General features: G+C 44.2%; 10 protein-coding genes. 6 read left to right on the top strand and 4 right to left on the bottom strand.

Annotated elements, in window-relative coordinates:
* Positions 1 to 3: 3 nt before the first annotated feature.
* Both prsK and prsR read left to right on the top strand, forming a co-directional pair.
* Positions 4 to 2,049: an XrtA/PEP-CTERM system histidine kinase PrsK gene (gene prsK / locus ACYX4W_RS18160; RefSeq protein ID WP_476074127.1), complete on the top strand. Its 2,046-nt coding sequence runs from the start codon at positions 4 to 6 to the stop codon at positions 2,047 to 2,049.
* Between the two features lie 81 nt (positions 2,050 to 2,130).
* The gene (prsR, locus tag ACYX4W_RS18155) at positions 2,131 to 3,492 is read left to right on the top strand and encodes a PEP-CTERM-box response regulator transcription factor (protein ID WP_474805335.1); all 1,362 of its coding nucleotides are present in this window, start codon (positions 2,131 to 2,133) and stop codon (positions 3,490 to 3,492) included.
* A 157-nt stretch (positions 3,493 to 3,649) separates the two neighbouring features.
* Here the strand turns inward: prsR and ACYX4W_RS18150 are convergent, their stop codons facing one another.
* The 4 genes from ACYX4W_RS18150 to ACYX4W_RS18135 all read right to left on the bottom strand — a co-directional run bounded on the left by ACYX4W_RS18150 (position 3,650) and on the right by ACYX4W_RS18135 (position 7,226).
* Positions 3,650 to 3,967: a GFA family protein gene (locus ACYX4W_RS18150; protein ID WP_476074126.1), complete on the bottom strand. Its 318-nt coding sequence runs from the start codon at positions 3,965 to 3,967 to the stop codon at positions 3,650 to 3,652.
* An 18-nt stretch (positions 3,968 to 3,985) separates the two neighbouring features.
* Positions 3,986 to 6,118, bottom strand: coding sequence for a tetratricopeptide repeat-containing diguanylate cyclase (locus ACYX4W_RS18145; RefSeq protein ID WP_476074125.1), 2,133 nt, complete (start codon positions 6,116 to 6,118; stop codon positions 3,986 to 3,988).
* A gap of 129 nt (positions 6,119 to 6,247) precedes the next feature.
* Positions 6,248 to 6,571: a replication protein RepA gene (locus ACYX4W_RS18140; RefSeq protein ID WP_476074124.1), complete on the bottom strand. Its 324-nt coding sequence runs from the start codon at positions 6,569 to 6,571 to the stop codon at positions 6,248 to 6,250.
* A complete protein-coding gene (locus ACYX4W_RS18135; RefSeq protein ID WP_476074123.1) occupies positions 6,531 to 7,226 on the bottom strand; it encodes an AAA family ATPase in 696 nt (231 codons plus the stop codon). Before ACYX4W_RS18135 ends, ACYX4W_RS18140 begins: the two co-directional genes overlap by 41 nt.
* Before the next feature lie 236 nt (positions 7,227 to 7,462).
* Between ACYX4W_RS18135 and ACYX4W_RS18130 the strand changes: the two genes are divergently transcribed.
* From ACYX4W_RS18130 to ACYX4W_RS18115, 4 genes are all read left to right on the top strand, one after another.
* A complete protein-coding gene (locus ACYX4W_RS18130; protein ID WP_474805338.1) occupies positions 7,463 to 8,203 on the top strand; it encodes a glutathione peroxidase in 741 nt (246 codons plus the stop codon).
* A gap of 84 nt (positions 8,204 to 8,287) precedes the next feature.
* Positions 8,288 to 9,376 (top strand): alpha/beta hydrolase, encoded by a 1,089-nt coding sequence (locus ACYX4W_RS18125; RefSeq protein ID WP_476074122.1) that lies wholly within the window; start codon positions 8,288 to 8,290, stop codon positions 9,374 to 9,376.
* Between the two features lie 188 nt (positions 9,377 to 9,564).
* A complete protein-coding gene (locus ACYX4W_RS18120; protein WP_476075497.1) occupies positions 9,565 to 10,035 on the top strand; it encodes a hypothetical protein in 471 nt (156 codons plus the stop codon).
* A 188-nt stretch (positions 10,036 to 10,223) separates the two neighbouring features.
* Positions 10,224 to 11,669: a TolC family protein gene (locus tag ACYX4W_RS18115; RefSeq protein WP_476074121.1), complete on the top strand. Its 1,446-nt coding sequence runs from the start codon at positions 10,224 to 10,226 to the stop codon at positions 11,667 to 11,669.
* The last annotated feature ends 5 nt before the right edge of the window (positions 11,670 to 11,674 follow it).

Raw genomic sequence — 11,674 nt, 5'->3', positions numbered from 1 at the left:
AGGATGATTTCAGATGTAGGCTACGGGCTAAATAGTCTCGCGCACCTAGCCCTTTTATTGTTATTGCTAACAGTAAGAAAGCCAGGCGTTGCCAAGCACCTGCTTGTCGTTGCGACCGCTGCCACTTTTTTATGGTCGACAAGTTTAATTACCTCGCTGTTCGGCCCCATTTCCCTTAGCTGGCTGTTAAGCGTTGACGTTGTAAAGCAATTGGCTTGGCTTCTGTTTTTGTCTGCTTGTATTCAAACTAACTTCAGTAATATAGCTGCTGTATTAAAACGCCCCATTACGCTGATTATTGTCGCCCCAGCGCTTATCGCGCTTCTTGCACCCTATTTATTGGCAATTAACCCTGCGTGGAGCTTTCTCGTTTTAATCGTACTTTCTTTAGAAGTCCTTGTACTTTTAGAGGTTGTCTATCGGCAAGCAGGAAGAGAGCAGTGGGCCTTCAAACCGCTTATTATCTATCTTGGCGCAACAAATTTGTTCGAATTTGTAACCTACGCTAACGCGACCATGGTTAACCAAGTGGAAATTGGTTATATCGCTGCACGGGGTTATATCTACTTCTTGCTCATGCCTTTACTCGTAATATCAATTCGCCGTATTCATCACTGGGGGATAGATATATTTATATCCCGCGATGTGGTTTTACATAGCTCATTATTGCTTGTGGCGGGTGGTTACCTATTTGTCATGGCTGTGGTTGGCTATGCCATCAACTATGTCGGGGGGAGCTGGGGCGCTACCGTACAAATTATCCTGGTGGTGATGTCATTCGCGTTGTTAGCCACAGTATTTTTATCGAATGCCTTTCGCACAAAAATCAAAGTTTTTATAACGAAGCATTTCTTTGCCAATCAGTTCGACTATCGCGTCGAATGGGTGAAGTTAACCCAGTGGCTAACTAGGGCCGGTGATTCGTCATCAGATGTTTATCACGCTGGGCTAACGGGCATGCTGAACGCTATTCAGTATGAATCGGGCCTGCTCTATAGGGTGAATGCAAATGGTTATGAACGTGTGGCCGAAGCATCGCCTATTACAGATATAGCCAGTGAAACGAAAGGCAGTGCCACCTACACTATGTTAGAAACGTTAGCGCAATATAGTGATAAAAATGGTTGGATTATTGATACAGATGCTTATCTGGTGAAGCCTTTTGATTACGAAGGGTTAAAACTAGACCGCAATGCTTTAAAAGAGTGGGGCTACCAGCTTTTTGTACCTTTCTTGAAAGACGGAGGGTTATGGGGATTTGCCTTACTTGCGCCTGGAGACAAAGAAAAAATTAGTCTCAATTGGGAAGTTAAAGACTATCTTACTGCGGTCTCTGAGCAGGTAGGTACCTATATGCAGCATCATGAGGCGGCACAAGTAGTTGCTGAAAATGCACAGTTTGCTGCGTTTAACAGAATGTCTGCCTTTGTACTACACGATCTAAAAAACGTGCTTGCTCAAGTTGACCTTATTTTGGCAAACGCGCAACAACATAAGCACAATCCCGAGTTTATCGACGATACATTCGAAACCTTAGAGCATACTAAAGCTAGAATGGAGAAAATGTTAAAGCAACTCACTGACAAAAAGGCGGTACAGGAAGGGGTTGACGCTGAGCTTTTACTCTCGGAAGTTGCCAAGGATGTGGTAAGTAGTCGTTGCTCAGGTTTAAACCCTATACCGAAAGTGCATGTGCTTAAAGAAACGGCTGTTATGGTTGATAAAGAAAAAGTAGCCAATGTCTTTTACCATTTAATCAGTAACGCGCAACAAGCAACAGGTGATGACGGTGAAGTTGATGTAGTGATAACTGCCAATTCCGACAGCAATATCCAGCTTGTCATGATAGAAGATACTGGCGTGGGGATGGAAAAAAGCTTTATTGAAGAACGTTTATTTAAACCCTTTGATACCACAAAAGGGAATGCAGGTATGGGAATAGGCGCTTACGATGCGAAAACCTATATCGAGTCTATCGGTGGTAAACTAACGGTCCAAAGTGAACCCGGACGCGGTAGCTGTTTTACGCTGCATTTTCCGATAGGATAGACAAATAATTAGAAAGTGGATCCGTACGCGACAAAAATCCACATTCCTCGGATGGATGAAGTAGATTAATAGGATGATGAAATGACCGATACCATTTTGGTAGTAGATGATGATTTAGGCATTCAAAAACAGCTTAAATGGAGCCTTACGGATTACAATGTTGTTTTTGCTGACGATCATACTTCTGCTATTGCGCAGCTGCGTCGTTTTGAACCTAAAGTGGTTACGCTAGATTTAGGGCTTCCACCAGACCCTGCCAACGCTTCTGAGGGCTTACGAATCCTTCACGACATCATTAAGCTGGCGCCAAGAACAAAAGTCATAGTGGTCACAGGTAACAGCGATAAGCAAAATGCGCTTAAAGCCATTGATTTCGGGGCGTACGATTTTTATCAAAAGCCTATCGACTCAGACACTATTAAATTATTGGTCAATCGCGCGTTAAACCTGTCGAAATTAGAACATGAGAACAGCATTTTAGCGCGGACTCGTTCAGGTATGTCGAGGATAGTTGGCAATAGTGAAGCTATTCAAAAAGTGGTTCGCCGCGCCGAGAAAATTGCCAACACCGATATCAGCACGCTTCTACTTGGTGAAAGTGGTACCGGTAAAGAAGTGTTTGCACGCAGCATTCATGAACATAGCCCAAGAAAAGATAAACCTTTTGTGGCGATAAACTGTGCATCAATACCCGAAAACCTGCTTGAAAGTGAGTTGTTTGGGTATGAAAAAGGGGCATTTACAGGCGCTAATAAAACCACAGTAGGTAAGATTGAAACGGCACAGGGCGGTACGCTATTTTTAGATGAAATTGGCGATATGCCTATTGGTTTACAAGCTAAGATGCTGCGTTTCTTGCAAGAGAGAGTGATCGAACGGGTTGGTGGGCGCAATGAAATTCCCGTTGATATACGCGTGATTTGTGCGACTCACCGAGATTTGCAAGCCATGGTCGCGCAAGAAACCTTTAGAGAAGATTTATATTATCGAGTGGGCGAAATGCCCATTATGATCCCGCCGCTACGGGAGAGGGATCAAGACATTATTCTGCTTGCTCGTACCTTCTTGAACATTTACCGCGAAGAGTTTAAAGCCAAAGCCAAGAGTTTTTCAGAAACGGCAGTCAATGCCATGTTAGCCCATAAATGGCCGGGCAACATTCGTGAGATGCAAAACAAGCTTAAGTCAGCAGTGATCATGGCTGAAGGGACGGTAATACAGCCTGATGACCTAGGGCTAATGCCAGTTGACGCCCACGATGAGCCTGAAACATTAAACTTGCGTGAAGTGAGAGAAATAGCTGAAAGTCGCGCCATACGAAGGGCATATCAAAAAGCGGACAAAAACATGTCGAAAACTGCCGAGCTGCTTGGCGTTACCCGACCTACACTTTATTCGTTAATTGATAAGTATCACATGGAAGACATTAAAAGCAGTGACTAAGCGTTTGTCATCATAGCTTTAGGTGCTAACGGGAAAAGGGTGAGTGCATCCCACCCTTTTCATCCGCGTTATTAAACAGTCAATAGGCTTTGTTGTATATCGCTTGTTCTTATTTAACTGAGCTGAACTGAACTGAGCTAAACCGACTAGAACTGCTTTATAAGATAAATTGGCGGTGAGGCTCAGCTAAAGCGTCGTGACCGCTAAACGCGACGTCAATTAGCACTTTATTTGGGCTCACCTCTATGCATATTACACTTCCACACACGTTACATACATGGTGCGTTTCACCGTTTGCTTGATGTAGTTCGGCTAGCGCGGAAGGCGCGCAGTCAATCACAAGCCTTTCTTTTTCAACGGCCATACGCAGTTTACTGATATCTGTCTGAATGAGTGTTTCATCGTCGGCTTCGAACTCATCAATATGTTCAATTTCATATTGAATGGCTTGGCAACTGCAACTTCCTCTATACATATCTCATTTCCTCTACTGCTATTTATCGAGGGTATCTGGCCATTGAATACTGGCTACGTTATTAAAAGACGTGGCAATTCTAGAACCAGGAAAGTTGAACTTAGTATCTAACAAAGTTGGGTGCGCTCTCGGTGTTTCAAGAGTTTCTATAACACCCACCCAGCCGTTTCTACCGGACAGCTTAGTTGCGTACAGCGCATAATCTACAACGGCAAACGTGCGCTTCCATGCGGTATCAAAGTCATCTTCTTTATCTGGAGGAAGAAGAGAGAAGCCAATGCTACAGGTAATGTAGATAGGCTCTTCTAAACCGATATCAAAAGAGGTACGAGCCACCATTTCCCGACAACGTTCAGCCAGCTCTGGCAATTCTTCTCTGTTTGATTGTCGACACACTACTAAGAATTCTTCGCCGCCCCATCGAATAATGAGATCGGTTTGCCGGAATACCTCTTTTAGGACGCCGGCAAATGCTGACAACACCTTGTCTCCTGCTATATGCCCATAGTCGTCGTTGATCCGCTTGAAGTGATCAATGTCAATAAGAAGGCAGAGTAAGTCTTGTTTAGACTTATTGGCATTTGGGTTTTGTCTTGCTGAAAATTGACTGCGTCTAATTTCGCCCGGAAGCTGTGACTCCAGATAATGCCTGTTGTACAAGCCGGTTAAAGGGTCGCGTAAGCTTACTTCCTCTAGGGTTTTGTAAGCGCGTTCTAGTTCTTGGTTTTTCTCTTGTAGCGTTAGCGTTTGCTGTCTAACTTCGCGACGTAGAATAATAGTTTGTTGACGCTGTTTGTAACGACTCCAAACTAAAAATGTGAGCAGAAGTGCAGCTAACGATACACTCCAAAACAAGGTGGTTTGTAAGTTTTCACGCTCAGCTTGGGCAAGTACAAGTTGCTTCGACTCTTCCAGTTTTTCTAGTGTACGGGACTGACGCACAAGCTCAATTTCAGCCTGAAGCCCCTCAATGGCTGACTTGTTTTCTGAGTCGAGCAAAACTTCGCGTAATTGTTGAATGACAGATTGAACATCCAAGGCTTTCTTAAATTCACCTAAAGATACAAAAGCACTAAGCTGCAATGAAAGGAAGCTCAACTGCCCACGAATATCTCTGTTTGTACGCGCATCGATAGTACCTGTTCTCGCTTCTGTAAGTGCCAGTTCGAAATTTTGTTCTTTCATATAGGCTTGAGCAAGAGCGAGTCGTCCCTCTTTCATTAATTTTGTCTGCCCCGATGAACTTGCAAACTGCATAGCTTCTTGCAGAAGTGTTCTACCTTTAGCAACCTCGCCACCTTCAACGAACGCTTTACCCATTAGCATCTTTGCTTGTGCGATGGCACCAACGTCGTTAGTAGAGAGCAGAAGAGTGAGGCCCTCATTTATGGTTTGTATAGCTTGCTTGATGGCGCCAGACTTTAATGACAGCTCGCCCATTCGTGTTTTAATTGAACCGAGAAGTTTAGGCGTCCCTGTGCTTTGAATGCTATCGAATGCATCTTGGTAGTAGGTGTGGGCTAACGTGGACTGATTAAGTAAACTATAAATTTCGCCAATGCGAAGAAGGGAAAGGCTCATTTCGTTAGCCATGTTATTTTCCCGAAAGTAACGTAGCGCGTTTTTCAGTGGCTCTAACGCCGCTTCTATTTCGCCTTGTTCTTGTTGGATTATACCTAGCTCGAGATTTAAACGGGCTTTTAAAAGATCATCGCGCTCAATTTGAGCGATAGACATTGCGCGCCTGACATAGGTTACGGCATTCGTATAATTAGACAGGTGTCGCTCGGAGGTGGCGAGTTGTAGGAGCGTTGCTCCCATTTGATTGAGGCGACCTTCGAGGGTATAACGCTCTAACGCAGCATTAAAAATGGCTTTTGCTACTTCAAAGCGAGAAGCATTTTGCAGTAGCTGACCCAGTGATGAAAAGGTATCTGCGGGCATTTCCTGTTGTTGCAACGCTTGTTCTAATAGCAAGAGCGCTGTGCTGTCCGCTTCGGCATATTTTTTAGTGTTAAGCAGGTTTTCAATCTGCCTGACTTCTGTATGAAACAGTTCGAACGCTTTTACTGACTTGCTTGATGTTAGATATACAGCAATCATCAGGGCACAAACCAGCACGCGCGCTGTGCTTAATCCTCCACGGCCCATTCTATTGTATCTCCTATACGCTGTCAGAATACGCTAAATACTAAGTATCTCAATAGGCCTTCGGCCTAGCAACTTTATTATTTTGAAGGATAAAACGAATCTTATACGTATTTGGATTTATACTTTAGTTTAAATTTTGCTATTTTCTTCAATCCACTCGCGAATAAGCGCTGACTTTGCTTTTCCTGTTCTATGAGCAATATCTGCAAGCTTTTCAATACACTGCGGCGTTAAGGTAAAGGTAGCGTGACGCATACCTTCCGTCTTGGCCGGTTTTCTTATTGGTGCAACGCTCTGGCTGTTTACGGTTTTAACGCAACCTTTTCTTCCTTGTTCTTCTTGTTTATTAAGTTTGCCTTGCGCATAAAGCAACGCATCATCAATAAAATCTTCTATCGAACGAAGATTGGGCTTAGCTAACGGCTTCGACTTTTTGAGGTTGAGCAAACTCATAAGCATCCTCCAATTTGCCAGCTAATAGCTCTTCAAACAGCGCTCTTATTTCCGTAGCGGCTTTGCCCTCAGGCTCACTCTCAATCACCGATTGCCCTGATTCTTCAGAATCGTCATACATATTTCTACTAAAGGTGACAGAGTTTAAAACAGGGATGCCGAATGAACGACACACTTCTTTTGCCTCTAAAATGCGGTTAGCGAGACTAGGAAGCGAAGGACATTGTGTAATCACAAAAGCTGCGTTCATTTTCGGGTTGACCATTTTACAAGTCGACAAAATATCTTCCATGTGAGGCACGGTTTTGAGGTCACGACGCTTAGGTCTAAGTGGAATCAGTATATGGTCAGCCACCGCCATTGATGAGCGCAAGGCTAGATTGTCTTGTCCACCACAGTCGATCACTACGTAATCGTAATACTGTCGCAGACTGAGCAATTCGTTACGTATTTTGCCATATAATTGAACACAGTTAATTTCAGCCAAACGAGGGTTTGCTTTACGCTCTTGGATCCAGTCTGAGGTCGTTCGCTGCGGGTCACAATCCACCATCAATACCTTGGCACCTTTTTCAGTGCGAAGATACACTGCAATGTTCTGTGCCAAGCAGCTTTTTCCGCTACCGCCTTTTTCTCCACCAACTAAAATAATCATGGTGATAACCCTCGAATATCGCTTACGTTAAAATGTTGAGCGTTGCGGGAACCTTCATAGATAACATGACTCTCCCCAACCTCGACTAAAAGCATAGGCAGGCTAGAAGCGAGCTTCAGCATCAAAATCGATATTAACGAATGTAAGATAATACCTATTGATTTGTGACTGGACTCATTCTAGTCTTCTACTCTTAAATGAATATTTACAGTAGAAATTACCGATAAGAGGTTGTTATGTCAGAAAGTCGCTTCACTTCCAAAGAAGGCCAAAAAGTACCAAGCGTGTCGTTTCCATGTCGAGAAGGGGATGCATGGGTAACAAAAACGACCGATGAATTATTTTCTGGCAAAAATGTCGTGGTGTTCTCACTTCCAGGTGCTTTTACACCAACTTGCTCGTCCACGCATCTACCTCGTTATAACGCATTAGCAAAGAAGTTTGCGAAGCACGGTATCGACAACATAGTGTGTATCTCAGTAAACGACACTTTCGTTATGAATGCATGGGCAGCTGACCAAGAAGCCGCAAACATAACGGTGATCCCAGATGGCAATGGTGAATTTACTCACGGCATGGGCATGTTAGTAGATAAAGCGGAGCTAGGCTTTGGAAAAAGAAGCTGGCGTTACTCTATGCTTGTGAAAGATGGCGTTGTGGACAAGATGTTTATTGAGCCAGATGTTCCTGGAGACCCCTTTGAAGTGTCAGATGCAGATACTATGTTGGCTTACATTGCGCCAGAAGAGCAAACTAATGCTCCTGTGTCTATTATCACAAAACCAGGCTGCCCTTTCTGCGCTAAAGCTAAACAGTTGCTAGATGAAAAGGGTTATGAATACGAAGAAGTTGTGTTGGGCAAAGATGCCTCTTTAACAAGCTTAACGGCGATTAGTGGTCGCGAAACCGTGCCGCAAGTTTTCATTGGCGGTAAGCACATCGGTGGTTCTGACGATTTAGAAGCGTACTTTAGTTAATACCTTGTAGGTTTTAATCGGTACAAAAAACGGGAGCATGGTAAACTGCTCCCGTTTTTTATTAATTATCCGTAGCGGAGAATAATGGTGTCATCGAAGTTTTTTGTAAAAATGCTTGTAGGTATTGTTGCGCTTTTAGGCGCGAATCTGGCCATAGCTGCAAATGTGTCTATACCCGATACTAGCGAAATGAAAAGCAGAGGTTTTTCAGATCTGCAAAATCAGTTCAAAGCATTTTATGAAAAAGAGTGGGGTCAAACCCAGCCGTGTAGAGAAACAGCACTCAATCGCTTTTCTGTTTGCAGCAACGTATTGCGTAATGAAGGCAATGCCCCTTTCATGCTGACTAACAAATCAAGCAGCAAGGTGGCAGTGCTTATCCACGGCCTAAGTGATTCGCCTTTCTTCATGCGTGAAATTGCCAATCTATTATTTGAACAGGGTTTTACCGTAGTCGTGCCGCTTCTACCTGGGCATGGTAAACGCGACGCCGAAGATGACATGTCTGATTGGGATTTAGCTGAACGCTGGCAGTCACATGTAGATGAAGTTGTCAGTTTGGCCGATAATATGGGCGATACCTTGCTTGTTGGTGGCTTTTCTACAGGTGGGGCATTAGCGGTTGAGCACTATCTTGATGAAGCTAGTAATGATGTAAACGACATCGACGGTTTAATGTTGTTTTCTGGTGCGCTAGCCCTGTCTGATAACGCGGAAAGCATGTCTCGAATATGGGGAATTAAGCTTTTAGCGCGAGTGATTGATGGTAGTTATCAAACCCATGGGCCTAACCCTTACAAATATCCTAACGTGGCGGGTTTAGCTGGGTTGGAATTGATGGACTTAATCAACACCATTCGCGACAAAGTCGAGGAAGGGCAGCAAATTGAAGTGCCATTATTTGCCGCTCATTCTCAAGCGGATGTCACTACGCCAATTCACGGCATAGAGCAGTTAATGGAAGCAAGTAAAGGTCCGAACACTTTTTTCGTTATCGATGAATCCTACGGGTTGTGCCACGCCGATTTAGTCGTGAATACAAGCTTGCTCAATAAAATGAATTTCAACGCAAACATGGTGAATCAGCAGGAAGAATGTGCGGTACCTAAAGCAAACCCACTGTTCTCGACAATGGGCTTGATGTTGAAAGATTATTTGTCGCAATTTAAGTAAATTTGAAGCGTGATGAAACACTCCCTTGCCTTTACTGGTCAGTGACATCACGCTATTATTTGAGTGAATTTTAAGTCGATACAGCAGTGTTCTGAGTACAGTATTTGAAAACGTTTCGGATTGGTTTAACGCTTAATCGGTATAAATCGGCGAATGCAAGTTCGTGGTTTATTATACTGTTTTTAATGATGGCCCTTGTGTCTTCAGGTAGCGCTGTATCTATTGAACATTCATATGAACATGCCCATTCAGAGTCGGCGATGACGCCGCAATTTGATTCACCTCATGCTAAGCATCAAGTTCAATCACCTGAGTCTGCTAATACACACTGTCAGCACCACGAGGTGTCATCACAACATGCAGATTTAAGTGCTAAAACCAGCAAGAACAAACCCGCTCAGTTCGACGGCGTACAAGTTAGCGATGCAGGCGTGAATAGCGTGAAAGCATCGCAGATGAGCGACATGTCTTGCTGCAAAGACGAATGTAATTGCCCAACCGATCATTGTTTTAATATTAGCGCTAGTGCGCTTATCCAGCCTACAGTCGAGACCGAAATATCGGTAGCAAGAATGGCTGCAGCTGCACCTATTCTAGGACAGTGTACACCTCCTCACTTCGTGCAGTTTCGCCCACCTAAATCACTTTTCACAGCATAGATCTATCTCGCGGATTTATTTCGCAGCAGAGACGTTTTTATATAGCGACGTCGTCTAGTCGTTTTGAGATGTCTCTACTCTTTTATCTATGTAACGCGTGGTAAGCCTTTTTGCTTATTCTCTTTGTCAAATTTAGCGAAGAGCGGGGCAACGTCAACACGCCTTACACCTAAAAAGTGATGTTATACATGAGCAACTATTCGGTACCTAAAAAAGTGAACGAAAGCGCTGACAGAGCTTGTAAAGTAAGCGCTTTGTTCGCCTTAATTTTTGTGCTTTCTTCTTTTTTGATGGCTAATAAGCCTGTTGTGGCGCAGACCCTAAGCCTGGAACAAGCGCTGCAGTTAGCTATTCAACAGGACCCTTTACTCAAAGGGAATGTGCATCGCAAGGATCGCTTTAATGCAGAAGCCGAAGCCTCATCATATTGGGCAAATCCTCAGCTTTCAGCGTCTGTACAAAACTTGCCTACCGACGGCTTCGCATTTGACCAAGAGCCTATGACGCAATTTAAAGTTGGTTTGAAGCAGCAGTTACCGCGAGGCGATGAAAACCTCTACAGCCAGCAAAAGTATCAGGTTATGGCTGATCAAATGTCGGTAGAGAGCCAAGCGAGAAAGGCGTGGCTTAAACGTGAAGTTACCCTTACTTGGTTAGATTGGGTCTATGCAACACGTCGCATTGGATTATTGGACAAAGAAAAGTCACTGATTACACAGCTACTCGACTTTACTGACTCCAGATACAGTCAAGGCGTTGGTGCAGCGGCGCAGCAAGACATACTGCAAGTGCGCTTGGCATTGTTGTCTTTAGACGATAAATACGTGCAGGCATACCAGCAAAGAAATGAAGCGAAATCGGCACTTTCAAAATGGTTCGGCGCACCGCTAGATGACTCTGTAATCACGCCGCTAGATGACTCTGTAAGCGCACCGCTGGCTCAATCAACGCAAGAATCAACGCCTTCTTATCCAAAGCGCTTCGAGATCGATGCTATCTTAAACGACAGCAGCCTCAGCCTTTCTTCGTTCTTAACGGTTATTGAGAACAGTGAGCCTTTTTCAATACTACAGCATCATCCTGAGGCTATGCTACTTCAAATTCAGACCCAGGTAGAAGCGCAAAATGTAAACATAGCGCGAGAGCAAACTAAGTCTCAGTGGGCATTTGAAGCAAGTTATGGATACAGACAAGACGCGCAAAACGGCGCAAGCCGGGCTGATTTTGTGTCACTGGGTGTTCAAGTAGACCTTCCGTTTTTCAATAAGTCTCGCCAAGACGCTTCAATAGCGGCGGCGGCTTCCAAAATGAGTGCGTCTGAAACGGACTTCCGTTTGAAAGTGAACGAGCTTGCCGCGAATGCAGAGGTGCTTAAATCACGCTTGTCAGCGCTAAGTGAGCGCAAAGCGCTTTATGAAACGGCATTAATTGGTGAAACACAGCAACTTTCTGAGGCTGAACTGACAGCTTATACCACAGACACCGGTGATATCAGTGATGTGGTTAATGCCAACCTCAAGCAAGTACAGGTGCAGGATGATTTACTCAAAATTGACATCGAACGCGCCAAGACACTGGCGTCACTTGCTTATTTGTACCTGCCCACTCACGCCCATTTTTCGAATATTGAGTAGTTAAT

The organism is Alteromonas sp. ABH4_454 (assembly GCF_056311775.1).
The sequence above is the reverse complement of the archived record's forward strand: the minus strand, read 5'-3'. Positions and strand labels throughout refer to the sequence as shown.

What these genes read in the sequence shown, in the direction of transcription:
- ACYX4W_RS18115 (WP_476074121.1), top strand. Translation starts at nt 10,224, where the DNA reads ATGAGCAACTATTCGGTACCTAAAAAAGTGAACGAAAGCGCTGACAGA.
- ACYX4W_RS18135 (WP_476074123.1), bottom strand. Translation starts at nt 7,226, where the DNA reads ATGATTATTTTAGTTGGTGGAGAAAAAGGCGGTAGCGGAAAAAGCTGC.
- ACYX4W_RS18140 (WP_476074124.1), bottom strand. Translation starts at nt 6,571, where the DNA reads ATGAGTTTGCTCAACCTCAAAAAGTCGAAGCCGTTAGCTAAGCCCAAT.
- ACYX4W_RS18145 (WP_476074125.1), bottom strand. Translation starts at nt 6,118, where the DNA reads ATGGGCCGTGGAGGATTAAGCACAGCGCGCGTGCTGGTTTGTGCCCTG.
- ACYX4W_RS18125 (WP_476074122.1), top strand. Translation starts at nt 8,288, where the DNA reads ATGGTGTCATCGAAGTTTTTTGTAAAAATGCTTGTAGGTATTGTTGCG.
- prsK (WP_476074127.1), top strand. Translation starts at nt 4, where the DNA reads ATGATTTCAGATGTAGGCTACGGGCTAAATAGTCTCGCGCACCTAGCC.
- ACYX4W_RS18120 (WP_476075497.1), top strand. Translation starts at nt 9,565, where the DNA reads ATGGCCCTTGTGTCTTCAGGTAGCGCTGTATCTATTGAACATTCATAT.
- prsR (WP_474805335.1), top strand. Translation starts at nt 2,131, where the DNA reads ATGACCGATACCATTTTGGTAGTAGATGATGATTTAGGCATTCAAAAA.
- ACYX4W_RS18150 (WP_476074126.1), bottom strand. Translation starts at nt 3,967, where the DNA reads ATGTATAGAGGAAGTTGCAGTTGCCAAGCCATTCAATATGAAATTGAA.
- ACYX4W_RS18130 (WP_474805338.1), top strand. Translation starts at nt 7,463, where the DNA reads ATGTCAGAAAGTCGCTTCACTTCCAAAGAAGGCCAAAAAGTACCAAGC.